Raw genomic sequence first — 24,044 nt, forward strand, 5'->3', positions numbered from 1 at the left:
ATGACCCCGAACCGCATCGCGCGCATCGAGCGGACCACCAAGGAGTCGTCCATCACGGTGGAGCTGAATCTCGACGGCACCGGCATCGTCGACGTGTCCACCGGTGTGCCGTTCTTCGACCACATGCTCACCGCGCTCGGGACGCACGCGAGTTTCGACCTCACGGTGCACGCGAAGGGCGACATCGAGATCGAGGCGCATCACACGGTCGAGGACACCGCTATCGTCCTCGGACAGGCGCTGGGCCAGGCACTCGGCGACAAGAAGGGAATTCGCCGTTTCGGTGACGCGTTCATTCCGATGGACGAGACGCTGGCACACGCCTCGGTCGACGTGTCCGGTCGGCCGTACTGCGTGCACACCGGGGAACCGGAGCACATGCTGCACGCGATCATCGGCGGCTACCCGGGAACCCCGTACGCCACGGTGATCAACCGCCACGTCTTCGAGTCGATCGCGTCCAATGCGCGTATCGCACTGCACGTCCGGGTGCTGTACGGACGCGACCAGCACCACGTCACCGAGGCCGAGTTCAAGGCCGTCGCTCGCGCCCTCCGCGCGGCCGTCGAGCCCGATCCGCGGGTCACGGGAGTGCCGTCGACGAAGGGAAGCTTGTGAGCAGCGGGAAGGCCGGAGGCCGGCCGGGAAGAGCAGGCAAGTCTGTCGCGCTGCTGGATTACGGTTCGGGGAATCTGCACTCGGCGCAGCGCGCACTCGAACGTGTGGGTGCCGACGTCACGGTGACGTCCGATCACCGAGTCGCGCTGCAGGCCGACGGACTGGTCGTGCCCGGTGTCGGCGCGTTCGGCGCATGCATGGACGGTCTGCTGTCGGTGCGCGGCGACGAGCTCGTCGACAAGCGGCTCGCCGGGGGTCGCCCCGTGCTCGGCATCTGCGTCGGCATGCAGATCATGTTCGACCGCGGCGTCGAGTTCGACGTGCCCGCCACCGGCTGCGGCCAGTGGCCCGGCACCGTGGAGAAGCTGCAGGCCGAGGTGCTCCCGCACATGGGCTGGAACACGGTGCGCCCGGGCGAGGACTCGGTGCTGTTCGCGGGCATGGACCCCGACACGCGCTTCTACTTCGTGCACTCGTACGGCGTGCAGGACTGGGAGATGGCACCGAGCGAGTCGCTCGCCGCTCCGGTTCTCACGTGGGCCGATCACGGCGGCGAGTTCCTCGCGGCGGTGGAGAACGGCCCTCTCTCCGCGACACAGTTCCACCCGGAGAAGTCCGGCGACGCCGGCGCCACGCTGCTCGAGAACTGGCTCCGCACCCTCGGATGAGCGAGCCCCGCGAGTTCTCACTGGGTCGCCACACCGGGCTCGTCCTCGGTGCGGCGACCCTGATGCTCGCTGCGACCACCCTCGTCCTCTGGCTGCTGCAGCCGAGTGGTCCGGTGGGGCTGCTGGTGGTGGCCGTCGGACTCGTCGCCACGGGCGTCTGCGCGTCGCTGGTGGCGAAGGCGTCCGTTCGCCGATCCTTCGGCGAGGAGCCCGACGGGTCCGAGCCGTCCGACTGACGCGCCGCCCTGCCCGGTGTCGCCGCGGATCGTGCCGGTAACCTCGTCGAACGTGAGCCTGGTACTTCTCCCCGCAGTCGATGTCGCCGATGGTCAAGCTGTTCGTCTCGTGCAGGGAGAGGCAGGCAGCGAGACCGCCTACGGCTCTCCGCGCGACGCCGCGCTGGCCTGGCAGAACGACGGCGCCGAGTGGGTGCATCTGGTAGATCTGGACGCCGCCTTCGGCCGCGGTTCGAACCGCGACCTCCTCGCGAGCGTGGTGGGGGAACTCGACGTGAAGGTCGAGCTGTCCGGTGGCATCCGCGACGACGAGAGCCTGCGGGCAGCGCTCGCGACGGGCTGCGCGCGCGTCAACCTCGGCACCGCCGCACTCGAGGATCCGGAGTGGTGCCGCCGCGCCATCGGTGAGTACGGCGATCGTGTCGCCGTGGGACTGGACGTGCGCATCGTCGACGGTGAGCACCGCCTGCGCGGTCGCGGCTGGGTGAGTGACGGCGGCGATCTGTGGGAGGTGCTGGAGCGGCTCGACCGCGACGGGTGCTCGCGATACGTGGTCACCGACGTCACGCGGGACGGCACTCTGACCGGCCCCAATCTCGAACTGCTCGAACAGGTCTGCGCTGTCACCGACGCGCCGGTCATCGCGTCCGGCGGAGTGTCCACCGTCGCGGATCTGGTCGCCATCGCCACGCTGACCGACAAGGGCGTCGAGGGTTCCATCGTCGGCAAGGCCCTCTACGCCGGCCGCTTCACGCTGCCGGAGGCCCTCGCCGCCGTCGCGGACAGCGCATCGTCGGCGACGTGACCGCCGTGGACCTGGACGCTCTCGCGGCCACCGCGCGCACCCTGCTCGACGGCACCCACGAGCGGTTCGTCGCGGGCGCCGGCGCGCCCAGCGCCGTGGCCAAGGGGCCGGACGACTTCGCCACCGCGGTCGACCTCGAGCTCGAACGTCGGCTGGTCGAGGAACTGCAGGAGCAGACCCAGATCCCCGTGCACGGCGAGGAGTTCGGCGGGCCACCCGTCGAGTCCGGCACCGTGTGGGTGCTCGATCCGATCGACGGGACCTTCAACTACTCGTTCGGGCTGCCCACGGCGGGCACCCTGCTGTCGCTGCTCGTCGACGGGCGCCCGGTCATCGGTCTGACGTGGCTTCCGCTGATCGGCCAACGCTTCTGGGCGGTGGAGGGCGGACCCGTGCACCGGGACGGGGAGGCGCTCCCCGCGCTGCCCACCTCCGCACTCGCCTCCTCCATCGTCGGATTCGGTGCGTTCAACATCGACAGCCGCGGCCGGTTGCCCGGCGCTTATCGGGTACAGGTGCTCTCGGACATCAGCCGCGTCTCGTCTCGCATCCGGATGCACGGGTCGACCGGACTGGACCTCGCGTACACCGCGGCGGGAACACTCGGTGCGTCGATCGTGTTCGGCCACCATGCGTGGGACAACGCCGCCGGAGCGATGCTGGTCCGCGCCGCCGGCGGAATCGTCACCGATCTGGCGGGGGAGCCGTGGACGGTGACCTCGACGTCGGTGCTCGCCGCAGCCCCCGGCGTGCACGAGGAACTGCTGCAGGTGCTCGCCGGAGTCGGCGAGCCGTCCACGTACACACCGACATCGCGCGCGCGGGAAGGAGTCCGGAGATGAGTGTCGCCGTACGCGTCATCCCGTGCCTGGACGTCGATGCCGGTCGCGTCGTCAAGGGTGTCAACTTCGCCGATCTGCGCGATGCGGGTGACCCGGTCGAGCTCGCCGCGAAATACGACGCCGAGGGTGCCGACGAGTTGACCTTCCTCGACGTCACCGCGTCGTCCGGTGGTCGCGCCACGATGCTCGACGTGGTGACCCGCACCGCGGAGCAGGTGTTCATTCCGCTCACCGTGGGCGGCGGTGTCCGCACCGTGCAGGACGTGGACACGCTCCTGCGAGCGGGCGCCGACAAGGTGTCCGTCAACACGGCAGCGCTCGCGCGACCGGAGTTGTTGCGCGAGTTGAGCTCTCGATTCGGATCGCAGTGCATCGTGCTGTCGGTCGACGCCCGGACGGTGCCCGAGGGCGAGGCGCCGACGGCGTCCGGTTGGGAGGTGACCACGCACGGCGGCCGCCGCGGTACCGGCGTCGACGCCGTGGAGTGGGCACACCGCGGGGCCGAACTCGGGGTGGGCGAGATCCTGCTCAACTCGATGGACGCGGACGGCACGAAGGCCGGCTTCGACATCGACATGATCACCGCTGTCCGCGCGGCCGTCCGGGTCCCGGTCATCGCCAGTGGCGGCGCCGGCGCCGTCGAGCACTTCGCGCCTGCCGTGGCCGCGGGTGCCGATGCCGTTCTCGCGGCCAGCGTCTTCCACTTCGGCGAGATGACCATCGGCGACGTCAAGGGCGCTCTGCGCGCGGACGGTGTGGAGGTTCGATGAGCGCCCCCGTTCTCGATCCGGCGATCGCCGACCGTCTCAAGCGCACCGACGACGGACTGGTGTGCGCCGTCGCGCAGGAACGCGGCACCGGTGACGTGCTCATGGTCGCGTGGATGGACGACACGGCCCTGGCCATGACGCTCGCGACGCGCAAGGGCACGTACTGGTCGCGGTCACGGCAGGAGTACTGGGTCAAGGGCGAGTCGTCCGGACACGCACAGTACGTCCACGAGGTCCGCCTCGACTGCGACGGTGACACGATCCTGCTGACGGTCGATCAGACCGGCGGCGCGTGCCACACCGGTGATCACTCGTGCTTCGACGCCGACGTGTTGCTGAGCGAGCCCCCGACCGCGTGAGTACCGGCGGTCAGCCACCGCCGTCGCGGGCGATGCCGGCGTCGAGGTTGGTGACCATGACCTCGGCGAGCGCTCGCATCGTCTCGACCTGCTCGTCGTCCAGCCCGTCGAACACGAGTGACCGCACCGTGGAGACGTGGCCGGGAGCCGTGGCGACCACCTTCGCGTACCCCTCGTCCGTGAGAACGGCGTGGGAGCCGCGGCCGCCGCTGATGCTCTCCCGCCGGGCCCATCCGGCGCGCTCGAGCTTGGTCATCACGTGCGACAGCCGGGACAGCGACGCGTTGGCGAAGTCCGCGAGGTCACGTAGGCGCAGCCGACGATCCGGAGCCTCGGACAGCGTCGCCATCACGAAGTAGTCGAAGTGCGTCAGTCCGGAGTCACGCTGCAACTGGGTGTCCAGCGCGGCGGGCAACCGGGTCACGAAGGCGACCAGCACGCGCCAGGCGTCCTGCTGTGCCGGTGTGAGCCAGCGCATCTCGTCCGGCTGCGTCTCGGACGGCGTTGTCGCGGTCATCGGGTGCGCGTTCCTCTCCTCGTGCCGGATCACGACCGACCAGTTCGGTTTCCGACTCGTCGAGTGTCCCACCGCCCGTGCGACCACCGCGTTCGGCACCTCCCGAACCCGGCGGGACGGCACCCGGGAAGATGACACCCATGGATTCGCAGAAGGACCCGGCACCCGGAACCACCACCCGGGAGCAGTTCCGCCAACTGGCCGCCGTCCATCGCGTGGTCCCCGTCGTCCGCAAGGTTCTCGCGGACTCCGAGACTCCGCTGTCGGCGTACCGCAAGCTCGCCGGGGACCGGCCCGGCACGTTCCTGCTCGAATCCGCCGAGAACGGGCGGTCGTGGTCCCGGTGGTCGTTCATCGGTGCGGGCAGCCCCAGTGCGCTCACGGTCGTGGACGGCGAGGCCGCGTGGATGGGGGAGACGCCGGCGGGTGCCCCGTCGGGTGGCCATCCGCTGGACGCACTCGGAGCCACCATCGAGCTGCTCCGCTCCGAACGGTTGCCGGACCTGCCCCCGCTCACCGGCGGGATGGTGGGGTATCTCGGCTACGACGCGGTGCGCCACATCGAGCGACTGCCCGAACTCACCGATGACGATCTGCAGATCCCCGAGATGGTGATGCTCCTCGCGACCGATCTGGCCGCGGTGGACCACCACGAGGGTGCGATCACCCTCATCGCCAACGCGGTGAACTGGAACGGCACCGACGAGCGGGTCGACGAGGCGTACGACGACGCGGTGGCACGGCTCGACCGCATGACCCTCGCACTGTCGTCCGCCGCGGAGTCCACGGTGGCGTCGTTCTCGCGACCCGAGCCGCAGTTCCGGCGCCAGCGGACCTCCGAGGGGTTCGGCGCCGACGTGCACCGCCTGGTCGAGGAGATCGAGGCGGGCGAGGCGTTCCAGGTGGTGCTGTCCCAGCGTTTCGAGATGGAGACCACCGCGACGCCGCTCGACGTCTATCGCATGCTCCGACGCTCCAATCCCAGCCCGTACATGTACCTGATGCACGTCCCCGGCGCGGACGGCGAGACCGCGTTCTCGATCGTCGGGTCGAGCCCCGAGTCCCTCGTGACGGTCGCCGACGGTGTCGCGACGACGCACCCGATCGCCGGGACCCGGTGGCGCGGCGCCACCGAGGAGGACGACCTCTTGCTCGAGAAGGACCTCCTCGTGGACGAGAAGGAGAACTCCGAGCACCTCATGCTGGTGGACCTCGGACGCAACGATCTCGGGCGGGTCTGCGAGCCGGGCACGGTCAAGGTCACCGAGTACCGCCACGTCGAGCGCTACAGCCACGTCATGCACCTGGTGTCGACGGTGACGGGTCGGCTCGACGAGGGCAGGCACGCACTCGACGCCGTCCGCGCCTGCTTCCCGGCGGGCACGCTGTCGGGCGCTCCCAAGGTGCGGGCGATGGAGCTCATCGAGGAACTCGAACCGACCCGCCGCGGCGTCTACGGCGGCATCGTCGGATACCTCGACTTCGACGGGGACGCCGACACGGCGATCTGTATCCGCTCCGCCCTCATCAAGAACGGCACCGCGTACGTCCAGGCGGGTGCCGGCGTGGTGGCCGACTCGGTCGCCGAGTACGAGGACACCGAGGCGCGCAACAAGGCGATGGCGGTGCTCAGCGCGGTGGCCGCAGCGGAGACGGTGACCACCGTCGGAGGCGCCGAGTGAAACGCGGGGGCGTCGGTCTCGCCGCGCTGCTCCTGGCTCTCGCGGCGCTGGCGCTGTGGGCGTCGTCGCGCATGACCTGGGTCCGGGTCGTCAGCTCGGACGGGCTGGGGGAGCAGCAGACGTCCTCGCTCGTCGGGGGTACGTGGGCCGCGGCGACCACGCCGTTGGCCATCGCGGCCATCGCTGCGGTGGCGGCTCTGTTCGCGATCCGCGGACGGTGGACGGTGCTGCTCGCGATGCTCGTCGCGCTCGTCGGTGTCGGAGCCGCCGTTCCCGCGGTGCAGTTGATCGTCTCGGGCGTGGATCCGGAGCGCGCCGGCGCGCTGGCGGAACTCCCCGGTCGTGCCGAGGTCCTCTCCGCGGAGGCGAGCCGCGCGCCCGCCGCACTCGCGCTCCTGGGCGGTCTGCTCGCGCTGGCCGCCGCCGTCGTGGTCGCGCGCACGTCCCGCTCCAAGGCCGGCCTGTCGGCTCGGTACGACAGTCCCGCGGTGCGCCGTGAGCGCGCCGAACAGGACGTTCGGTCTGCTGCAGTGGACGCCGACGAGGAACCGAGCGAGCGGGCCATCTGGGACGCACTGGACTCCGGCGCCGACCCGACCGTGACCGACGACGCCACCGGTGTCGACGACCGACCCCGCGGCGGTGAGACCCGCTAGTCGGTGGTGTTACTCCGGCCTCTACTCTGAGCGCACCGGATGAGCAGCGCCACACATCCACTGCGATGTCGAGCAGACATTCACCACTCTGGCGGAAGGACGCGGGGGACACCGATGACCGTTCTCGATTCGATCCTCGACGGTGTACGGGCCGACACGCAGGCCCGTGAATCCGTGGTGGACTTCGCCTCCGTCAAGAAGGCCGCCGCCGCCGCGCGGCCGGCTCTCGACGCCGCCGCCGCGCTCATCGAGCCGGGCATCGCCGTCATCGCAGAGGTCAAGCGCGCCAGCCCTTCCAAGGGTGCGCTGGCCGACATTCCGGACCCCGCCGTGCTCGCGGGTGCCTACGAGTCGGGCGGAGCGCGCGTCATCAGCGTGCTCACCGAGGAGCGCCGCTTCCGCGGATCGCTGGACGATCTCGACGCCGTGCGTCGCGCCGTCGAGATCCCCGTGCTGCGCAAGGACTTCATCGTCGGGCCGTACCAGATCCACGAGGCTCGCGCCCACGGCGCCGACATGATTCTGCTGATCGTCGCGGCTCTGGAGCAGGACGCCCTCGCGTCCCTGCTCGACCGCACCGAGTCGCTCGGCATGACCCCGCTGGTCGAGGTGCACACCGAGGAGGAAGCGGACCGCGCGCTCGAGGCCGGCGCCAAGGTCATCGGCGTCAACGCCCGCAACCTCAAGACGCTCGACGTCGACCCGGACACCTTCTCCCGCATCGCGCCCGGCCTGCCGTCGGACATCATCCGGGTCGCCGAGTCCGGCGTCCGCGGCACCGCCGATCTCCTGGCCTACGCCGGAGCGGGTGCCGACGCGGTTCTCGTCGGTGAGGGACTGGTCACCAGCGGCGACCCGCGGTCCGCGGTGCGTGACCTGGTCGCGGCCGGAACGCACCCCTCGTGCCCGAAGCCTGCGCGCTGATTTCAGGCTCCACCCGGCTCGTCGTCCCGGTGTGTCATCGGGCAGACTCGACACCGTGACTACCAGCTATCTTCCGAACTCGAGCGACGGCATCACCGATCGCACCGATCACGACCCCGACCTCGGCGGACACTTCGGTAAGTACGGCGGCCGCTACGTGCCCGAGGCGCTCATGGGCGTCATCGAGGAAGTCACCACCGAGTACGCCAAGGCGCGCGGAGATCGAGACTTCCTCGACGAGCTCGATCGTCTGCAGCGCGACTACACCGGTCGCCCGTCGCCGATCTTCGAGGCGGCGAATCTGTCGAAGCAGGCCGGTGGGGCCCGCATCTTCCTCAAGCGCGAGGACCTCAACCACACCGGTTCGCACAAGATCAACAACGTGCTGGGCCAGGTGCTGCTCGCCAAGCGGATGGGCAAGACCCGCGTCATCGCCGAGACGGGCGCCGGCCAGCACGGCGTAGCCACGGCCACGGCCTGTGCGCTGCTCGGCCTCGAGTGCCTCGTCTACATGGGCGAGGTGGACACCGAGCGTCAGGCCCTCAACGTCGCCCGGATGAAGCTCCTCGGTTCCGACGTCGTCGCGGTGACGTCCGGCTCGCGCACACTCAAGGACGCCATCAACGAGGCGCTGCGCGACTGGGTGACCAACGCGGACGAGACCTACTACTGTTTCGGCACGGTCGCCGGACCGCACCCGTTCCCCATGATGGTCCGCGATTTCCAGCGCATCATCGGCATGGAGGCACGCGCGCAGATGCTGCACGATCACGGCCGGCTTCCCGACGCCATCGCCGCGTGCGTCGGCGGCGGGTCGAACGCCATCGGCATATTCCACGCCTTCATCGACGACGCGGACGTCCGGCTGATCGGGTACGAGGCGGCCGGCGACGGCATCGAGACGGGTCGCCACGCCGCGACCATCGGTGCGGGTTCGCCCGGCGCCCTTCACGGCGCCTTCTCGTACCTTCTGCAGGACGAGGACGGTCAGACCATCGACTCGCACTCCATCTCCGCCGGGCTCGACTACCCGGGCGTCGGACCGGAGCACTCGTACCTCAACGACATCGGGCGAGCCGAGTACCGACCCATCACCGACACGGAGGCCATGGAGGCCTTCACTCTGCTGTGCAAGACCGAGGGCATCATCCCGGCGATCGAGTCCGCGCACGCCATCGCGGGTGCCGTGAAGCTCGGCCGTGAACTCGGTGACGGCGCCATGATCCTGGTCAACCTCTCCGGTCGCGGAGACAAGGACGTCGACACCGCCGCGAAGTGGTTCGGCATCCTGGACGAGAAGGGCAACGTGACGTGAGCACCCCCACCCCCATCCCGGTGCACTCCGGTCCGTCGCGGTTGGGCCCGGTCTTCGACCACACCCGCGGTGAGCACCGCGCCGCCCTCGTCGGCTACCTGCCCGCCGGGTTCCCGACGGTGCCCGAGTCGATCGACGCCGTGCGCGCGCTCGTCGACAGCGGCTGCGACATCATCGAGGTCGGCGTCCCGTACTCCGATCCCGTCATGGACGGCCCCACCATCGCGGCCGCCGCAGGGCGCGCCCTGGCCAACGGCGCCCGCGTCCGCGACGTCTTCACCGTGGTCGAGGCCATCGCCGACGCCGGTGGCAAGGCCGTCGTCATGACGTACTGGAACCCGGTCATGAAGTACGGCGTGACCGAGTTCGCCGCGAATCTCGCGTCGGCGGGCGGCCTCGGCATGATCACGCCGGATCTGATCCCCGACGAGGCCGGCGACTGGCTCGGCGCCTCCGAGGAGCACGGGCTCGATCGCATCTTCCTCGTCGCACCGTCGTCGACGGAGGAGCGTCTCTCGCGCACCGTGCAGTCGAGCAGCGGTTTCGTCTACGCCGCGTCGACCATGGGCGTGACGGGTGCCCGCGACGCGGTGTCCTCGGCCGCGCCCGCACTGGTGTCCCGCATCCGCGTGCACTCCGACATCCCCATCGGCATCGGCCTCGGGGTGCGTTCCGGTGCCCAGGCCGCGGAGATCGCCGCGTACGCCGACGCCGTCATCGTCGGATCCGCGCTCGTCTCCGCCGTCGACCAGGGTGTCGGCGCCGTCTCCGCGCTCACCGCAGAACTCGCCGAGGGCGTGCGGTCGGCGAAGGCCGCGTCGTGATGCTCGCGGCGAACACCGCCGTGCTCGCCTACATCCCCAGTCCGCCGCAGGGCGTCTGGTACGTCGGGCCGCTCGCACTGCGGGCGTACGCCTTCTTCATCATCGTCGGCATCGTCGTCGCGATCGTGTGGGGTGACCGCCGCTGGGTCGCCCGCGGCGGCGACAAGGGGACCGTCCTCGACGTCGCCGTGTGGGCCGTGCCGTTCGGTCTCATCGGCGGCCGGCTCTACCACGTCATCACCGACGCGCCGACGTACTTCGGCGAGGGTGGCAATCCGATCGACGCCCTCAAGATCTGGCAGGGCGGTCTCGGCATCTGGGGCGCCGTCTTCCTGGGTGGTGTCGGCGCGTGGATCGCCTGCAGGCGACGCGGGATATCGCTCCCGGCCTTCGGCGACGCCGTCGCGCCGGGCATCCTCCTCGCGCAGGCCATCGGCCGCATCGGCAACTACTTCAACCAGGAGCTCTACGGACGCGACACCACCCTGCCGTGGGGCCTCGAGATCTACGAACGCGTCGACGCCAACGGTCGGGTCGACTCCCTCGCCGGCGTCTCCACCGGGATCGTCGAGCGGGTCGTGCATCCGACGTTCCTGTACGAACTGTTGTGGAACGTCGTCGTCGTCGTGCTCCTGGTGCTGGTCGACCGTCGCTTCCGCCTCGGACACGGCCGCATCTTCGCCCTGTACGTCGCGGGCTACTGCGCCGGACGCTTCGTCATCGAGCTGATGCGCAGCGACTTCGCGACGCTGATCGGCGGCATCCGCGTCAACTCGTTCACTTCCGGCATCGTCTTCCTGCTCGCGCTGGCGTACGTCGTCCTCGCGCCCAAGGGTCGCGAGGAACCGGCCACGCTGCGCACCCGGACCGACGAGGTCGAGCCTGACGGCGAGGTGACGGACGAGGCGGACGCCGATGCTCCGGCGAAGGACGAGGACCGATCCACCGACGAGGTGACCACCCCGACGACGAGTGAGGACGAGGGACGTGACCGATCCGGACAAGCCTGACCTGACGAAGAAGTCGACCGGCTCGGACCCCGTGGGGTCCGACGACGTCACCGGGAGCACTCCCGGTCCGGGGTGGAACACCAACGCCAGTTTCGGCGAGGGTCCGGGTTCCGGCGCCTACCCGTCCTACCCGTCGCCCGGGACGTACCCCGAACCGTCGGCCGGTGACACGGCTGCCTTCGGCTACCCGGTCGGCGAGTACGGCTCCTGGAATCGTGAGCCCGAGTCGACGGACTGGTCCGCACGGCCGGCCGCGGACACCCCGTACGCCCAGTCCCAGTACGGTCAGCCCCAGTACGCCCAGCCGCAGTACGGGCAGCCCCAGTACGGTCAGCAGCCGCAGTACGGGCAGCCACCGTTCGCGGGCGGCCACGGCGTCGATCCGATGGCGCCGTTCGGTCGAGACATGGGAACGGGTGAACCGTTCGGCGACAAGTCGAAGGTGACGGCAGGTGTTCTCCAGTTGGCCCCGCTGCTCTTCGGTCTGCCGCTCGGCCTCGGCCGGTTCTACATCGGCTCGACGGTGCTCGGCGTCGCGCAGCTCGTGTCGTTCATCGTGAGCGTCCTGCTGACCGTGACGATCATCGGCGCGTTGATCGGTATCCCGCTCTACGCGGCCGTCTGGCTGTGGTGCCTCGTCGACGGCATCGTGATGCTCGTGAGCAAGGTCCGCGACGGGAACGGCCGACTTCTCAAACCCTGAACGACCTCCCGGTTAACTACTGGCCAGTAGCCCAATTGTCAGGACATAGAGCGGCGTCGTCGATAGGAATCGGGTCCGGCGGGGACTAGGCTTGCGCCCGTGACCCGACGGACGAAGATCGTATGCACCCTGGGACCGGCGACTGCCACCGACGAGAGAATCAAGGAACTCGTCGAGAGCGGAATGGATGTGGCTCGGCTGAATTTCAGCCACGGCGACTACCCCGACCACGAGGCGAACTACAAGCGGGTGCGTGCGGCGTCGAACGCCACCGGGAAGGCCGTGGGCATCCTCGCCGACCTGCAGGGTCCGAAGATCCGGCTCGGCCGGTTCAAGGAGGGCAAGACCACCTGGGCCAACGGTGAGCTGATCCGCATCACGGTCGAGGAGTGCGAGGGCACCCACGATCGGGTCTCCACGACCTACAAGGAACTCGCGCAGGACGCCAAGGAAGGCGATCGCCTCCTCGTCGACGACGGCAAGGTCGGTCTGGTCGTCACCGGTGTCGAGGGCAACGACGTCCTCTGCCGCGTGACCGAGGGCGGCCCCGTCAGCAACAACAAGGGCGTGTCCCTCCCCGGCATGGACGTGTCGGTTCCCGCCATGTCGGACAAGGACACCGAGGATCTCGAGTTCGCTCTGGCCCTGGGAGTCGACTTCATCGCACTGTCGTTCGTGCGGTCGCCGGCCGACGTCGAGCTGGTGCACGCGATCATGGACCGGGTGGGCCGCCGGGTCCCCGTCATCGCCAAGATCGAGAAGCCGGAAGCGGTCGACAACCTCGAGGCCATCGTCCTCGCGTTCGACGCGGTGATGGTCGCGCGTGGTGACCTCGGTGTCGAGCTCCCGCTCGAGCAGGTGCCGCTGGTGCAGAAGCGCGCCATCCAGATCGCGCGCGCCAACGCCAAGCCCGTCATCGTCGCCACGCAGATGCTCGAGTCGATGATCGAGAACTCGCGTCCCACCCGCGCGGAGGCGTCCGACGTCGCGAACGCGGTGCTCGACGGCACCGACGCCGTCATGCTGTCCGGCGAGACCTCCGTCGGCAAGTTCGTCATGGAGACGGTGCGCACGATGGCACGCATCGTGGAGACCGTCGAGATGGAGGGCGACGCGGTTCCGGCGCTCACCCACACTCCGCGCACCAAGCGCGGCGTCATCTCCTACGCGGCTCGCGACATCGGAGAGCGGCTCGACGCACGCGCTCTCGTTGCCTTCACGCAGTCCGGTGACACCGTGCGGCGCATGGCGCGTCTGCATTCGCGGCTGCCGCTGCTGGCCTTCACGTCCATCCCCGAGGTGCGCAGTCAGCTCGCTCTGACCTGGGGCACCGAGACGTTCCTGGTGCCGTTCGTCGACACCACCGACGGCATGGTGCGTGAGGTCGACAAGTCGTTGCTCGAGCTCGACCGTTATCACCGCGGCGACCAGGTCGTGATCGTCGCCGGTGCGCCTCCCGGCACTGTAGGCTCCACCAACTTGATCCACGTGCACCGAATCGGAGAAGAGGACCGGTAAGTGACCGAACTGGGGGGAACGGTCGACAGACCGGAATCGGCGCGTCGGGGGGACGCGCCGATCGCCACGGCGGGGCGCTCACGCGACCTCGACGTGTTGCTGGACATCCTCGACCTCACGGAGGTCGACGAGAACACCTACGTCGGCCGGCACCCGGCAGAGGTCGGGAGCAGAACGTTCGGCGGACAGCTGGTCGCCCAGGCGCTGGTCGCGGCCGGCCGCACCGTCAGCGGGGCGAGGCCGATCCACGCCATCAACGCACACTTCATTCGCGGCGGAGATGTCAAGCGAGACATCACTTTCCGCGTGCAACGTCATCGTGACGGCCGCGCCTTCGCCAACCGTCAGGTGACGGCCTACCAGGGTGACGAGGAGCTGTTCGTCATGCTCGCCGCCTACCAGGACTCGCGCGGCGGCCTCGAGCACAGCGTCGAGTGGCCCGAGGTGGAGTACCCGGAATCGCTGCCGCCGCTGGGCAACCACTTCGACGGGTACGAGGACCGTCTGAAGATGTTCGTGGACGCGCTGAAGCCGATCGACATGCGGTACGCCAATGATCCGGCCTGGATCATGAAGGGCACCGGAGAACGGTCGAACCACAACAGGGTATGGATGAAGTCCGACGGTCCGCTGCCCGACGATCCCGCTCTGCACGTCGCCACGATGGGATACGCGTCGGACACGACGGTGCTCGACTCGATCATCACCACACACGGTCTCTCCTGGGGTTTCGACCGCATCGTGGCCGCGACGGTAAACCATTCCATCTGGTTCCACCGTCCGTTCCGCTTCGACGAGTGGATGCTCTACGCCACCGAGTCGCCGGTCGCCGCGGGGTCCCGCGGACTGGCCACCGGCCGATTCTTCTCGCGCGGAGGAGAATTGGTGGCGACTGTGGTGCAGGAAGGGCTCATCCGCCATTTCCCGGCACGATGACGCGGTCGTCGGTCACCACGAAGACGTCGTCGAAGCGGTCGGTCCCGAACTCCGAGAGCAGGCCGGCGATGAATTTCGTTCCGGGCGCGCACTTCCCGCTGAGAATGCGGGAGACCGTGGCCGGGTCGACCCCGATGCGTTCGGCCAGTTGCCCGTCGGTCGTGATGTGAGCGAAGCGCCGTAGTCGTTCCAGCCCGTCGCGGTCCAGCTCGAGATTCGCCATCGATTCCCCCCGGTGATCGATCGTGTCGCGCTCGTTGCGCGCACGAGACGAAAGGTACACATGCACTGGCGGGCGGGCAATCGACACACTGCGCGTGAACTTGCGTCCGTGTCAGTAGTGTTCGCGCCATGGATCAGACGTCCGGGGTGGGGGAGACGTGGTGGGAGTATCTGAACCGCGTCACAGACAGAGCATCACAAGTGGAGATCGCGCGGGCTGCAGGGGTGGACCCCGCGTCGGTCTCGAGATGGAAACTGGGGAAGAACACGCCGAGTGCGGATCGCGTGATCGCGGTCGCACGGCACTTCGGTCGGAATCCGGTGGAGGCGCTCGTCGTCGCGCGCTACCTCGAGCCTCGAGAAGTCGACGCGTCGATCGAGTTGGCCGCCAGCGCCGCCGCGCTGACGGACGACGAGTTGATCACGGCCGTCCGACGTCGACTCGAGCTGGCGCGGGGCATGGTCGCATCGGGGTCACCGGTGAGCCACGACTGACCGGGGTGTTCAGGGCGTGCGCTCGTCGATGACGAAGATCGCGAGCGTCGCCGCCAACACCGCGGCCGGTATCCACGCGGCGCGGACGCCGACGGACCCGGTCGCGGCGGCGCCGGCCAGTGCGCCGAGGACGAACACGGCGATCACGGCGCTGTAGACACCGAACGCCCGTCGGCCGGCGGAGTCGCGGTCGACGATCGCAGCGAAGCCGGCCTCGGTCACGCGCATCAGATTCCCGGTCATCGCGATCGCGATGTAGTTGAGGTCGCCGATGTTCCGGAACAGGGCGATCTGCAGCGCGGCGATGAACGAGATCGGCACGGTGACCAGTGCATTCGGCACCGTGGCGGGTACGAAGCCCACCACGGCGAGGATGGCTGCCTGCGCCGCGATGGACCACCGGATCGGCCGGTGCACTCGGCGTTCGGCGCGTCCCGTCTTGATGACGTTGGCGATCGAGACACCGACCACGAACGCGAGGATCGGCCAGAGGTGTTGGGCCGCGTCCCGCCAGTGCGTCCGCGACACCTCGATCGCCAGGAAGATGACGTTGCCCGTCTGCGCGTTGGCGAAGACGCCGCCTCGGCTGACGTAGGTGTAGGCATCGAGGAACCCGCTCGCGGCGGTGACGAGGAGCGCGAAGCGCAGACTCGAGGCCGTCGCGGTCACCGGTCTTCCCTCGCGACGATGCGCCAGGCGTCGACCTTCGCCGCCGTGCTCAGGGCGGCATGGGCAGGGCTGGTGGACGGCAGACGGAACGTCTCGACGGGCCGGGACAGCGCCACGTGGCGAGCGAACAGCCGCGCCGCCGCGGCGCCGTTGAACACGATGCGGTCCAGGGTGGGGTGGGCCGTGAGCAGCGCGTCGATGTCGTTCGGCACCACCGTGTCGCTCTCGATGGCCGAGTCGAGACTGCCCTCGCGAGTGCACAGTTCGAGAACGTCCCACACCGCGACGCCCGCGGCCGTGAGTGCGCGCACGCGCTCCGCGTAACCGGCATCCCCGGGTAGGTGGAAGAGGTGAGTCATGATGGGCCAGAACGCGTTCCGCGGATGGGCGTAATACTGCTCGGCTGTCAGCGACGCGACCCCCGGCATGGAACCGAGCACCAGCGTGTGCGGCGAGTCGCCGACGAGCGGGGCGAAGCCGTGCACCACCGTCATGCTGCGACACCGGCGACGACGAACAGCACCGACGCACCCAGTCCCGCGATCACGCGGACGTGGTTCCACCGGGTCCACCGAGTGAGGTACTCGGGCCACACGTCCTCCGCGGCAGCGAGCCGATCGTTGAGCGGCACGTTGACGGCGACGGTCACGCCGAGGCAGCCCGCGACGTAGAGCGCCGCCGCCGCTGCGACGAGAACGGCGGGTGTGCCAGGCTCGAGGAACGCGGTGACGGCGGCGAGGACCGATGCCGCCGCGGTACCGAACAGCAGGACCATGAAGACGGGAGCGACGATGACCACGTTCACGCGCGTCATCACCGCGGTGGCGGCGGACGCGGGCTGTACGCCCAGCGCCGGCATCACGGCGATGGAGAAGGCCAGCAGGACGCCGGCCACCGCAGCGGAACCGACACCCGCCGCGACGACGGCGGCGGAGAGCAGAACGGACACGACGGAGCCTTTCGATGATGCGGCGGTTCTGTCGTCCCATCAGATCACGGTGCCCACCGCCGGGGTCGTCCGATGATCGTCACGAGTGCCTTCTTCGCCGACTACGCGCGCCAGTCGGACCAGAAGCTCGACGTGCTCGGCGGCATCTGGGACTGGTGTGTGGTCCCGTCCCTCGCGCAGCCCGTCGAGGCCTACCTGGTGGTCCTGCTGCAGCGTGGCCCCGACGACGTGTCGGGTGAGCGGGTACGGGTGGGGATCACGGACGGCGAGGACGAGCCTCTGCACGTGTTCGAACTGCCCGTCGCCGGTCACCTCGAGGGGGAGCAGCAGGCTGTGGCGTTCCCGATCTCCTTCGCATGCCGACGGGTGGGGCGCCACGTGCTGCGCCTGACGACGGGGGCGGCCGATCCGGGATTCGCGCTCTCGCTGGACGTTCGATCGATGGCCTGAGCGGCTGCGGGGGAGATGTACTGGTGCCCTCGGTGAGACTCGAACTCACACTGCACGGGTTTTGAATCCGTTTCCTCTGCCAATTGGGATACGAGGGCGAACCGCTCGCGGGGCGAGCTGGTGCGGTCACCGAGTGTAGAAGATCGGTGCCGGATGCGGTGCACCGGTACCCTGACGACGGCCCGGGCGCAGCGTCGAGAACGGCGCCGCCGCGGGGGAGCAGTGCATCGAGGGAGGGCGAGTCAGCGTGAACACACCGGCACCGTCGCAGCCACGTCGTGTGGTGGTCGCGGAGGACGAGTCACTCATTCGGCTGGACCTCGTGGAGATGTTGCGCGAGGAGGGGTACGACGTAGTCGGCGAGGCCGCGGACGGTCAGGAAGCGGTGGACCTCGTCCGCGCCCTGGTTCCGGATCTGGTGATCATGGACGTGAAGATGCCGCGTCGAGACGGTATCGACGCGGCCTCCGAGATCGCCGCGGCTCGGTTGGCTCCGGTCGTGATCCTGACGGCCTTCAGCCAGCGCGAACTCGTCGAGAGGGCCCGCGACGCCGGCGCCATGGCGTATCTGGTGAAGCCCTTCACGAAGGCGGACCTGGTGCCCGCCGTGGAACTGGCCGCCAGCCGGTTCACCGAGATCTCCGCGCTGGAGACCGAGATCGCGGATCTCCACGACCGCCTCGACACGCGCAAACTCATCGAGCGCGCCAAGGGTCTGCTGATGACGTCACAGTCGCTCTCCGAGCCGGAGGCCTTCACGTGGATCCAGCGGGCCGCGATGGACCGCCGCACCACCATGAAAGCGGTCGCCTCCGTCGTCATCGAGACGCTCGGAGACGCCCCCGTCGCGTGACACCGAGTGCCGTGATCCGGCCTCGAAGACTGTGCCAGGCTACGGCTGCGTTAAAACTGGCTGCGTAGACGTCACAGTAAGGTCACAGGGCTTGTTCCACGGGTCGCGAACCGTCGGGGAGCGATAGGTTCTCCTTCACGAGCGTCACGGTATCGGGTGCGTGACGCACATATTTCTAGGAGACGACAGATGGCAAGACGAACCATCGTTCGGACGGCTGCGGTGGTGAGCGTCGCTTCGCTCGCCCTGTTCGGCTGTTCCTCGAGCGACGATTCGAGTTCCGGCAGCGAAACCAGCGCTGCCGGCGGCTCTTCCGCAGCTGCGGAGGCCACCGTGGACACCGACTGCACACCCGAGCAGGCAACTGCCGGCGCGACGCCGGTGACCACTCCGCTCAAGCTCGGCACACTGCTTCCCGAGACCGGTAGCCTCGCCTTCCTCGGCCCGCCCGAGGTCGCCGGCGTGCAGCTCGCAGTCAACGACGTCAACGGCGCCGGTGGCGTTCTCGACCAGCCGATGGAGCTCATCCCCGGCGACTCGGGCGACACCACCACGGACACCGCGAACAGCACCGTCGACCGCGAGCTCGCGGCCGGCGTCAGTGTCATCCTGGGTGCAGCGTCGTCCTCGGTGTCCCTCAAGGTCATCGACAAGATCGCCAGCGCCGGCGTCGTGCAGATCTCGCCGGCCAACACCTCCGACCAGTTCGTCTGCTACGCGGACAAGGGCCAGTACTTCCGCACGGCACCGACCGATGTGCTTCAGGCACAGGCGCTCTCGCAGCTCATCGCCGAGGACGGCGGCCAGCGCGTCTCCATCCTCGCGCTCAACGACCCGTACGGTACGGGCCTGGCGAGCAACACTGTCACCAACCTCGAGGACGCCGGCATCGCGTCCGACCAGATCCAGAAGATCATCTACGACCCCAACGCGCAGTCGTTCAACGCCGAGGTGGACCAGGTGAAGAACTTCAACCCGGACGCCGTCGCCATCATCGGCTTCGAGGAGTCGGCGAAGATCATCACCCGCATGCACGAGATCGGCATCGGACCGTCGGACGGCACCGCCGTCTACGGCGTCGACGGCAACATGGGCAACGCCCTCGGCGAGTCGGTCGGACCCGGCCTGCTCGACACCATGCGTGGCACCACGCCGCTCACCGACGTGGGCGCCGGTTTCCAGGACCGTCTCAAGGCCGTCAACCCGGCTCTGGTCGACTTCAACTACGCCGGTGAGTCCTACGACGCCGTCGTGATCTCCGCCCTGGCCGCAGAGCAGGCGAAGTCCACCGCGGGTGTCGACATCGCGGCGAACATCAACTCCGTCACCAAGGACGGAACGAAGTGCACCACGTTCCAGGAGTGCCTGCCGCTGGTGAAGGCCGGAACCGACATCGACTACGACGGTGTCACCGGTGAGCTCGCGTTCACCGACGGCGGCGAGCCGTCCGTCGGCTCGTACGGCAAGCTGGTCTTCGGACCGGACAACAAGCTCACCACCGAGGACTACATCGTCGTCGGCGGCTGATCTGCAGTATCCCGGAACGGGCCCGACTCCACTGGAGTCGGGCCCGTTCTGCTGTCGTGCTCGGGGCTCCCCGTCCGCGAGTACGTCGACAGTGCTGTGAATACGGCTCGTTGCACGGCACTTCGGACGTACTCGCCGAGGGTGGGGGGACGCAGACAGCGAGAAGGGCGCCCCGAGCAAGCTCGGAGCGCCCCTGTCGGTGTGCGCGGGTACTACTTCTTCTCTTTGCTCCCCGCCAACGTGCCGAGGTACAGCTCGATGACCTTGGGGTCGTTCATCAGGTTCGTGCCCGTGTCGGTGTACGCATTCTTGCCCTGATCCAGCACATAGCCGCGGTCACAGATCTGGAGGCACCGGCGAGCATTCTGCTCCACCATGATGATGGAGACGCCCGCCGCGTTGATCTTCTTGCAGCGGATGAAGACCTCGTCCTGGAACATCGGAGACAGTCCGGCCGACGGCTCGTCGAGCAGCAGCACGGACGGTTCCATCATCAGCGCGCGGCCCATGGCGACCATCTGCCGCTCGCCACCGGACAGTGCGCCCGCCTTGATCTTGCGACGCTCCGACAGCAGCGGGAAAAGCTCGCTGACGAAGTCGAACCGTTCCTGGAACTTCTTCGGCCGCAGGTAGATCCCCATCTCGAGGTTCTCCTCGATGGTGAGCGAGGGGAACACGTTCTGGGTCTGCGGAACGTAACCGACGCCCTTCGTCACGAGCACGTGTGCCTCGGCGGAGGTGATGGTGTCGCCGCGCAGCGTGACGGATCCGCTGCGGATCGGGATGAGACCGAAGAGTGCCTTGAGCAACGTCGACTTGCCGGCACCGTTGGGGCCGATGATGCCGACGATCTCGCCGTCGTTCAGATAGAAGTTGCAGTCCTTCAGGATGTTCACGCCGGGGATGTATCCGGCCACCAGGTCGTCGGCACGCACGAGCGCGTCGGTGGCCAGGCGGCGGTGTTCGTCCGGTGTCGCCGCGAATTCTGCTGCGGTGAGCCCGGTTCCCCCGGATGTGGTCGCCCCGGATTCGGTCATGTCGTGGTCCTCTTGTCCGTCCCGATCTCGGGTTCGGCCTCGGAGAGATCTCCGCCCGACTCGAGTGTCTCGACCTCGGCCTGCTCGAGCGCCTCGGCCAGTTCTGCCGTGGCGCCCACAGGATTTCCGTCGGCGTCGAACTCGAGCGCCTGATCGTGGTGGCTTCCCAGGTACGCGTCGACGACGGCCTCGTTGTCCGCCAACTGCGCGGGCGCGGACTCGGCGATGACGCTGCCCTGAGCCATGACCACGACCCAGTCACTGATGTCGCGGATGACGTCCATGTCGTGCTCGACGAAGACGACGGTCATGCCGTCGTCGCGCAGCGACTTGATGTGGCCCAGAAGGCTTTGCGTCAGTGCGGGATTCACGCCGGCCATGGGCTCGTCGAGCATGACGACGGCGGGATCGGTCATGAGCGCTCGCGCCATCTCGAGCAGCTTGCGCTGTCCGCCGGAGAGGGATCCCGCGAGGTCCTCGGACTTCGCGTCGAGTTTGAATCGCGCGAGCAGTTCCCGCGCACGCTCGGTCACCTCCCGCTCCTGCGCCTTCCACGTCCACGGCATGAGCGTGTTGAAGATCCGCTCACCCTTCTGTCCCGTGGCACCGAGCCGGACGTTGTCCAGCACGGTCAGCTTCGACAGTGCCTTCGTCAGCTGGAACGTGCGCACCACACCGTGGCGCGCCACCTGGTGCGGCGTCATCCTGCCCAGCGACTTGCCGTCCATCGACCAGGACCCGGTGTCCGGCTGGTCGAACCCGGTGAGCAGGTTGAACAAGGTCGTCTTGCCGGCGCCGTTCGGGCCGATCAGACCGGTGATGCAGCCACGCTGGATCTCGAGGTGTGCCACGTCGACGGCCTTGAGGCCACCGAAGGTCCGGGACACGCCGTCGACCACCATGGTCGGGTCGGGCTTGGCGACGCCGGGGGTGTTCGCGACGTCGGCGAACAACGCCGCGCGCACCTCGGCGCTGAGCGGCTTGCGTGCCGCGATGGTGTTACTTGGCATCGAGCTGTACCTCCCGCTTGTTGCCCAGCAGTCCCTGCGGGCGGAAGATCATCAGCACCGCGATGAGGATGCCGAGGAGGACGAATCGTGTGGCGCCGACCTGCTGTTCGGTCATCGGAATGAGCGGGTCGTCGCCGGCGGCGGCCTGACGCAGCAGCACGTCGGGGATCGACAGGAAGAACCAGAAGAGCATGGCTCCGACGACCGGACCGAAGACCGTGGCCGCACCGCCGAGGATCAGTGCGCCGAAGGCGAAGAAGGTCTGCGCCGTCGAGTAGAAGTCGGGGTTGATCGACTTGGTCTGCAGAGCGTTGAACACGCCGCCCATACCGCCGATGACGCCACCGAGGACGAGGGCCTGCATCTTGTAGACGAAGACGTTCTTGCCCAGCGAGCGGGCGGCGTCCTCGTCCTCGCGCACCGCCTTGAGGACGCGTCCCCAGGGGCTGTGCGTGAGCAGGTACACGAGTCCGCACAGGATCAGCACCAGTGACCATCCGACCACCATGGCCCACAGGTCGTCGCCGTAGAACTTCACGCCGACGAACGAGTACTGCTTGCCCGAGTCGAACGGGCTGAGGTTGGTGAACGGATCGGCGAAACCGAAGAGGCCGTTGGTCGATCCGGTGACACCGTTCGACGCGGTGGACCGGAAGACCAGTCGCAGGATCTCCGACGCCGCGATGGTGACGATGGCGAGATAGTCCGCCCGCAGTCGCAGGGTGGGGATACCGAGCACGAGCGCGAGGAGACCGGCTGCCGCGAGTCCGACGAGGATGCCGAGCCACAGCGGCTGTTCGTACGTGATGGTCATGATGCCGACGCCGTATCCGCCCAGCAGGGCGAAGCCGATCTGACCGAAGTTGAGCAGTCCTGCGTAGCCGAAGTGCAGGTTCAGTCCGATGGCGAGAAGTGCGTAGAAGATCGCGGAGGGCCCGACGAGCTGGGCCAGCGATACCTGGATTGCTCCGATGATGTCCATGGTCAGCCGATCCTTTGCCGCGAGCCCAGGATGCCTTGCGGCCGGACGATGAGGATGACGATCAAGACGAGCAATCCTCCGATGTATTTGAGGTCGGGGTTGATCACGAGCGTCGACCACTGCACCAGCAGACCGACGATGACACAGCCGAGCAGGGCGCCGTACGCCGTACCGAGGCCACCGAGGGTGATGCCGGCGAACATGAGCAGGAGGAGCTTGAAGCCCATCTCCCACTGGACGCGTCCGCCGAGCTCGGAGAGCCCGAACAGCACGCCGCCCAGAGCGGCGAGACCGCCGCCCATGCACCAGACGAAGGTCACGACGCGCTCGACGTTGATGCCGGACGACGCGGCGAGATCGCGGTTGTCGGCGACGGCGCGCATGGCCTTGCCGATACGGGTCTTCTGCAGCATGAGCGCGACGAGCACGAGCACCACGACGCTGATGACGATGCAGGCGAGGTTGACGTCGGTGATGGCGAACGGCCCCCACTCACGCTGCACCTGCGCCTGATAGTCCTTGTAGGGCTCGGCGCGGTCGGAGAAGAAGATGAGGATCAGGTACCGCAGGGCGATCGCGAGACCGATCGAGACGACGAGTTGGCCGATGAGGCCGGTCTTGCGTCTGCGCAGCGGTCTCCAGAGTCCGGCGTTGTTTGCCCAGCCGACCGCCACACCGACGATCACCGCCAGGACGGTCGCCGGGATCAGCTGGATCCCGAGCTTCTGGTTGAAGACCCATGCCGCGACGGCGCCGAGCGTGACCAACTCGCCGTGGGCGAAGTTGGTGAGCCCGGTGGTGCCGAAGATGAGGCTCAGACCGATCGCGGCGAGCGCGATGACCAGGCCGAAGCGCAGCCCGTCGATGGTGGTGCGCAGGAACTTCTCGTAGAACGGGACGACCGTGGCGCTGCGTTCCTCACCGAAACTGAAGATGACGGTGTTGGCGCGACCTGCCTCCACGGTGCGTTCGACGTCGCCCTGCACGGAGACACCGTCGGGCAGGGTCTCGGGGTCGACGCGGAACGTGTAACTGCCGGGTGAGACCGGAAGTGTCCATCGCCCACCGGTTTCCGACGTGGTGCGAGCCACCTCGGACTCTCCGGAGTCGAGGGCCACGACGTCGACGCCGACGAGGCGTTCACCGGCGTTGTTCAGGCTGCCGCTGACGTTCACCGCGTCGGCGGGTGGAGCGGAGTCGGACTCGGAGCCGCTCGCGGGTGGTGAGCTCGAGCTCGGAGTGGGGGACGGAGTGGGTTCCTGGGCCAGGGCCGTTCCACCGAAGGTGGCTGCGGCGATGAGGCCGAGGAGTACGACGACGAGCGCGCGGACGAGGGCGGCGGTGGCCGTCGTTCGTCCGGGCCGTCGAGGACTCGAGGGGGGCACGGGGGTCCTCTCGGACGGTCGACTAACGCCGAGGAATCTCGGCTCTGCTTGCAATTGTCGGACTCTATCGGGCTCCGGGTAT

The 24,044-nt window shown here is 68.4% G+C and carries 29 protein-coding genes and 1 tRNA gene; 20 read left to right on the forward strand and 10 right to left on the reverse strand.

Features of this window, described 5'->3' with window-relative positions; all coding sequences use genetic code 11:
• From hisB to hisI, 7 genes are read left to right on the forward strand one after another with little or no spacing between them, the layout of a single operon-like run.
• Positions 1 to 618: an imidazoleglycerol-phosphate dehydratase HisB gene (gene hisB, locus OG947_RS21355; RefSeq protein WP_307097488.1), complete on the forward strand. Its 618-nt coding sequence runs from the start codon at positions 1 to 3 to the stop codon at positions 616 to 618.
• Positions 615 to 1,286, forward strand: a complete 672-nt coding sequence (gene hisH / locus OG947_RS21360) for an imidazole glycerol phosphate synthase subunit HisH (RefSeq protein ID WP_222638634.1) — start codon at positions 615 to 617, stop codon at positions 1,284 to 1,286. The genes hisB and hisH overlap by 4 nt, the downstream gene beginning before the upstream one ends.
• Positions 1,283 to 1,522 (forward strand): hypothetical protein, encoded by a 240-nt coding sequence (locus OG947_RS21365; RefSeq protein ID WP_027506792.1) that lies wholly within the window; start codon positions 1,283 to 1,285, stop codon positions 1,520 to 1,522. The genes hisH and OG947_RS21365 overlap by 4 nt, the downstream gene beginning before the upstream one ends.
• Before the next feature lie 52 nt (positions 1,523 to 1,574).
• Complete coding sequence (gene priA, locus OG947_RS21370) at positions 1,575 to 2,327, forward strand: bifunctional 1-(5-phosphoribosyl)-5-((5-phosphoribosylamino)methylideneamino)imidazole-4-carboxamide isomerase/phosphoribosylanthranilate isomerase PriA (RefSeq protein WP_037186668.1); 753 nt, start codon at positions 1,575 to 1,577, stop codon at positions 2,325 to 2,327.
• The gene (locus OG947_RS21375; RefSeq protein ID WP_037186663.1) at positions 2,324 to 3,169 is read left to right on the forward strand and encodes an inositol monophosphatase family protein; all 846 of its coding nucleotides are present in this window, start codon (positions 2,324 to 2,326) and stop codon (positions 3,167 to 3,169) included. Before priA ends, OG947_RS21375 begins: the two co-directional genes overlap by 4 nt.
• Positions 3,166 to 3,939, forward strand: coding sequence for an imidazole glycerol phosphate synthase subunit HisF (gene hisF, locus OG947_RS21380; RefSeq protein ID WP_328812828.1), 774 nt, complete (start codon positions 3,166 to 3,168; stop codon positions 3,937 to 3,939). Before OG947_RS21375 ends, hisF begins: the two co-directional genes overlap by 4 nt.
• Positions 3,936 to 4,298 (forward strand): phosphoribosyl-AMP cyclohydrolase, encoded by a 363-nt coding sequence (gene hisI, locus OG947_RS21385; RefSeq protein ID WP_056447928.1) that lies wholly within the window; start codon positions 3,936 to 3,938, stop codon positions 4,296 to 4,298. Before hisF ends, hisI begins: the two co-directional genes overlap by 4 nt.
• A gap of 10 nt (positions 4,299 to 4,308) precedes the next feature.
• Here the strand turns inward: hisI and OG947_RS21390 are convergent, their stop codons facing one another.
• The gene (locus OG947_RS21390) at positions 4,309 to 4,815 is read right to left on the reverse strand and encodes a MarR family winged helix-turn-helix transcriptional regulator (RefSeq protein ID WP_328812829.1); all 507 of its coding nucleotides are present in this window, start codon (positions 4,813 to 4,815) and stop codon (positions 4,309 to 4,311) included.
• A gap of 140 nt (positions 4,816 to 4,955) precedes the next feature.
• Between OG947_RS21390 and OG947_RS21395 the strand changes: the two genes are divergently transcribed.
• The 9 genes from OG947_RS21395 to OG947_RS21435 all read left to right on the forward strand — a co-directional run bounded on the left by OG947_RS21395 (position 4,956) and on the right by OG947_RS21435 (position 14,383).
• The gene (locus OG947_RS21395) at positions 4,956 to 6,497 is read left to right on the forward strand and encodes an anthranilate synthase component I (RefSeq protein ID WP_328812831.1); all 1,542 of its coding nucleotides are present in this window, start codon (positions 4,956 to 4,958) and stop codon (positions 6,495 to 6,497) included.
• Entirely contained in the window at positions 6,494 to 7,153 is a 660-nt protein-coding gene (locus tag OG947_RS21400) for a TIGR02234 family membrane protein (RefSeq protein WP_328812832.1), read from the forward strand. The genes OG947_RS21395 and OG947_RS21400 overlap by 4 nt, the downstream gene beginning before the upstream one ends.
• Positions 7,154 to 7,267: 114 nt before the next feature.
• Entirely contained in the window at positions 7,268 to 8,077 is an 810-nt protein-coding gene (gene trpC / locus OG947_RS21405; protein WP_027506784.1) for an indole-3-glycerol phosphate synthase TrpC, read from the forward strand.
• Positions 8,078 to 8,132: 55 nt separating this feature from the next.
• Complete coding sequence (gene trpB, locus OG947_RS21410; protein WP_027506783.1) at positions 8,133 to 9,392, forward strand: tryptophan synthase subunit beta; 1,260 nt, start codon at positions 8,133 to 8,135, stop codon at positions 9,390 to 9,392.
• Positions 9,393 to 9,412: 20 nt separating this feature from the next.
• Entirely contained in the window at positions 9,413 to 10,216 is an 804-nt protein-coding gene (gene trpA / locus OG947_RS21415; protein WP_056448083.1) for a tryptophan synthase subunit alpha, read from the forward strand.
• Positions 10,216 to 11,226 (forward strand): prolipoprotein diacylglyceryl transferase, encoded by a 1,011-nt coding sequence (gene lgt, locus OG947_RS21420; protein WP_328814085.1) that lies wholly within the window; start codon positions 10,216 to 10,218, stop codon positions 11,224 to 11,226. The genes trpA and lgt overlap by 1 nt, the downstream gene beginning before the upstream one ends.
• Complete coding sequence (locus OG947_RS21425) at positions 11,204 to 11,929, forward strand: TM2 domain-containing protein (RefSeq protein WP_328812833.1); 726 nt, start codon at positions 11,204 to 11,206, stop codon at positions 11,927 to 11,929. The genes lgt and OG947_RS21425 overlap by 23 nt, the downstream gene beginning before the upstream one ends.
• A 99-nt stretch (positions 11,930 to 12,028) precedes the next feature.
• Positions 12,029 to 13,447: a pyruvate kinase gene (pyk, locus tag OG947_RS21430; protein WP_027506780.1), complete on the forward strand. Its 1,419-nt coding sequence runs from the start codon at positions 12,029 to 12,031 to the stop codon at positions 13,445 to 13,447.
• A gap of 60 nt (positions 13,448 to 13,507) precedes the next feature.
• On the forward strand, positions 13,508 to 14,383 hold the full coding sequence (locus OG947_RS21435) for an acyl-CoA thioesterase (RefSeq protein ID WP_328814086.1): 876 nt from the start codon (positions 13,508 to 13,510) through the stop codon (positions 14,381 to 14,383).
• Here OG947_RS21435 and OG947_RS21440 read toward each other — a convergent pair.
• Positions 14,358 to 14,606, reverse strand: coding sequence for a helix-turn-helix transcriptional regulator (locus OG947_RS21440; RefSeq protein WP_027506778.1), 249 nt, complete (start codon positions 14,604 to 14,606; stop codon positions 14,358 to 14,360). The two genes, OG947_RS21435 and OG947_RS21440, sit on opposite strands and share 26 nt — an antisense overlap.
• A gap of 128 nt (positions 14,607 to 14,734) precedes the next feature.
• Here OG947_RS21440 and OG947_RS21445 point away from each other — a divergent pair, with 128 nt between their 5' ends.
• Positions 14,735 to 15,100 carry a helix-turn-helix domain-containing protein gene (locus OG947_RS21445; RefSeq protein ID WP_082544652.1) on the forward strand — a complete coding sequence of 122 codons (366 nt, stop codon included), beginning with the start codon at positions 14,735 to 14,737 and terminating at the stop codon, positions 15,098 to 15,100.
• 9 nt (positions 15,101 to 15,109) lie between these two features.
• Here OG947_RS21445 and OG947_RS21450 read toward each other — a convergent pair whose 3' ends face one another.
• Genes OG947_RS21450 through OG947_RS21460 form a run of 3 tightly spaced genes read right to left on the reverse strand, consistent with a single transcriptional unit; the run spans position 15,110 to position 16,718 of the window.
• Positions 15,110 to 15,769 carry a YoaK family protein gene (locus OG947_RS21450; protein ID WP_056447941.1) on the reverse strand — a complete coding sequence of 220 codons (660 nt, stop codon included), beginning with the start codon at positions 15,767 to 15,769 and terminating at the stop codon, positions 15,110 to 15,112.
• Complete coding sequence (locus OG947_RS21455; protein ID WP_328812834.1) at positions 15,766 to 16,263, reverse strand: DNA-deoxyinosine glycosylase; 498 nt, start codon at positions 16,261 to 16,263, stop codon at positions 15,766 to 15,768. The genes OG947_RS21450 and OG947_RS21455 overlap by 4 nt, the downstream gene beginning before the upstream one ends.
• The gene (locus tag OG947_RS21460; protein WP_308115500.1) at positions 16,260 to 16,718 is read right to left on the reverse strand and encodes an anthrone oxygenase family protein; all 459 of its coding nucleotides are present in this window, start codon (positions 16,716 to 16,718) and stop codon (positions 16,260 to 16,262) included. Before OG947_RS21460 ends, OG947_RS21455 begins: the two co-directional genes overlap by 4 nt.
• A gap of 72 nt (positions 16,719 to 16,790) precedes the next feature.
• Here OG947_RS21460 and OG947_RS21465 point away from each other — a divergent pair, with 72 nt between their 5' ends.
• Positions 16,791 to 17,168 carry a hypothetical protein gene (locus OG947_RS21465; RefSeq protein ID WP_328812835.1) on the forward strand — a complete coding sequence of 126 codons (378 nt, stop codon included), beginning with the start codon at positions 16,791 to 16,793 and terminating at the stop codon, positions 17,166 to 17,168.
• Between the two features lie 21 nt (positions 17,169 to 17,189).
• Here OG947_RS21465 and OG947_RS21470 read toward each other — a convergent pair.
• Positions 17,190 to 17,266: transfer RNA gene (locus OG947_RS21470), tRNA-Leu, on the reverse strand.
• A gap of 149 nt (positions 17,267 to 17,415) precedes the next feature.
• On the opposite strand from OG947_RS21470, the gene OG947_RS21475 reads away from it, so the two are divergent.
• Both OG947_RS21475 and OG947_RS21480 read left to right on the forward strand, forming a co-directional pair.
• A complete protein-coding gene (locus OG947_RS21475; protein ID WP_027506773.1) occupies positions 17,416 to 18,021 on the forward strand; it encodes an ANTAR domain-containing response regulator in 606 nt (201 codons plus the stop codon).
• Positions 18,022 to 18,210: 189 nt separating this feature from the next.
• Positions 18,211 to 19,548, forward strand: a complete 1,338-nt coding sequence (locus tag OG947_RS21480) for an ABC transporter substrate-binding protein (RefSeq protein ID WP_027506772.1) — start codon at positions 18,211 to 18,213, stop codon at positions 19,546 to 19,548.
• A gap of 212 nt (positions 19,549 to 19,760) precedes the next feature.
• Here OG947_RS21480 and OG947_RS21485 read toward each other — a convergent pair whose 3' ends face one another.
• Genes OG947_RS21485 through OG947_RS21500 form a run of 4 tightly spaced genes read right to left on the reverse strand, consistent with a single transcriptional unit; the run spans position 19,761 to position 23,962 of the window.
• Positions 19,761 to 20,585: an ABC transporter ATP-binding protein gene (locus OG947_RS21485; protein ID WP_027506771.1), complete on the reverse strand. Its 825-nt coding sequence runs from the start codon at positions 20,583 to 20,585 to the stop codon at positions 19,761 to 19,763.
• Positions 20,582 to 21,595, reverse strand: coding sequence for an ABC transporter ATP-binding protein (locus tag OG947_RS21490; RefSeq protein WP_328812836.1), 1,014 nt, complete (start codon positions 21,593 to 21,595; stop codon positions 20,582 to 20,584). Before OG947_RS21490 ends, OG947_RS21485 begins: the two co-directional genes overlap by 4 nt.
• The gene (locus OG947_RS21495; protein ID WP_027506769.1) at positions 21,585 to 22,577 is read right to left on the reverse strand and encodes a branched-chain amino acid ABC transporter permease; all 993 of its coding nucleotides are present in this window, start codon (positions 22,575 to 22,577) and stop codon (positions 21,585 to 21,587) included. Before OG947_RS21495 ends, OG947_RS21490 begins: the two co-directional genes overlap by 11 nt.
• 2 nt (positions 22,578 to 22,579) lie before the next feature.
• A complete protein-coding gene (locus OG947_RS21500; RefSeq protein WP_027506768.1) occupies positions 22,580 to 23,962 on the reverse strand; it encodes a branched-chain amino acid ABC transporter permease in 1,383 nt (460 codons plus the stop codon).
• Positions 23,963 to 24,044: the final 82 nt, after the last annotated feature.

This window comes from Rhodococcus sp. NBC_00297 (genome assembly GCF_036173065.1).
Lineage (GTDB): Bacteria > Actinomycetota > Actinomycetes > Mycobacteriales > Mycobacteriaceae > Rhodococcoides.

What these genes read in the sequence shown, in the direction of transcription:
- OG947_RS21365 (WP_027506792.1), top strand. Translation starts at nt 1,283, where the DNA reads ATGAGCGAGCCCCGCGAGTTCTCACTGGGTCGCCACACCGGGCTCGTC.
- OG947_RS21440 (WP_027506778.1), bottom strand. Translation starts at nt 14,606, where the DNA reads ATGGCGAATCTCGAGCTGGACCGCGACGGGCTGGAACGACTACGGCGC.
- OG947_RS21495 (WP_027506769.1), bottom strand. Translation starts at nt 22,577, where the DNA reads ATGGACATCATCGGAGCAATCCAGGTATCGCTGGCCCAGCTCGTCGGG.
- lgt (WP_328814085.1), top strand. Translation starts at nt 10,216, where the DNA reads ATGCTCGCGGCGAACACCGCCGTGCTCGCCTACATCCCCAGTCCGCCG.
- OG947_RS21485 (WP_027506771.1), bottom strand. Translation starts at nt 20,585, where the DNA reads ATGACCGAATCCGGGGCGACCACATCCGGGGGAACCGGGCTCACCGCA.
- hisF (WP_328812828.1), top strand. Translation starts at nt 3,166, where the DNA reads ATGAGTGTCGCCGTACGCGTCATCCCGTGCCTGGACGTCGATGCCGGT.
- trpC (WP_027506784.1), top strand. Translation starts at nt 7,268, where the DNA reads ATGACCGTTCTCGATTCGATCCTCGACGGTGTACGGGCCGACACGCAG.
- OG947_RS21480 (WP_027506772.1), top strand. Translation starts at nt 18,211, where the DNA reads ATGGCAAGACGAACCATCGTTCGGACGGCTGCGGTGGTGAGCGTCGCT.
- OG947_RS21390 (WP_328812829.1), bottom strand. Translation starts at nt 4,815, where the DNA reads ATGACCGCGACAACGCCGTCCGAGACGCAGCCGGACGAGATGCGCTGG.
- hisB (WP_307097488.1), top strand. Translation starts at nt 1, where the DNA reads ATGACCCCGAACCGCATCGCGCGCATCGAGCGGACCACCAAGGAGTCG.
- hisI (WP_056447928.1), top strand. Translation starts at nt 3,936, where the DNA reads ATGAGCGCCCCCGTTCTCGATCCGGCGATCGCCGACCGTCTCAAGCGC.
- OG947_RS21465 (WP_328812835.1), top strand. Translation starts at nt 16,791, where the DNA reads ATGATCGTCACGAGTGCCTTCTTCGCCGACTACGCGCGCCAGTCGGAC.
- OG947_RS21455 (WP_328812834.1), bottom strand. Translation starts at nt 16,263, where the DNA reads ATGACGGTGGTGCACGGCTTCGCCCCGCTCGTCGGCGACTCGCCGCAC.
- OG947_RS21395 (WP_328812831.1), top strand. Translation starts at nt 4,956, where the DNA reads ATGGATTCGCAGAAGGACCCGGCACCCGGAACCACCACCCGGGAGCAG.
- OG947_RS21490 (WP_328812836.1), bottom strand. Translation starts at nt 21,595, where the DNA reads ATGCCAAGTAACACCATCGCGGCACGCAAGCCGCTCAGCGCCGAGGTG.
- OG947_RS21445 (WP_082544652.1), top strand. Translation starts at nt 14,735, where the DNA reads ATGGATCAGACGTCCGGGGTGGGGGAGACGTGGTGGGAGTATCTGAAC.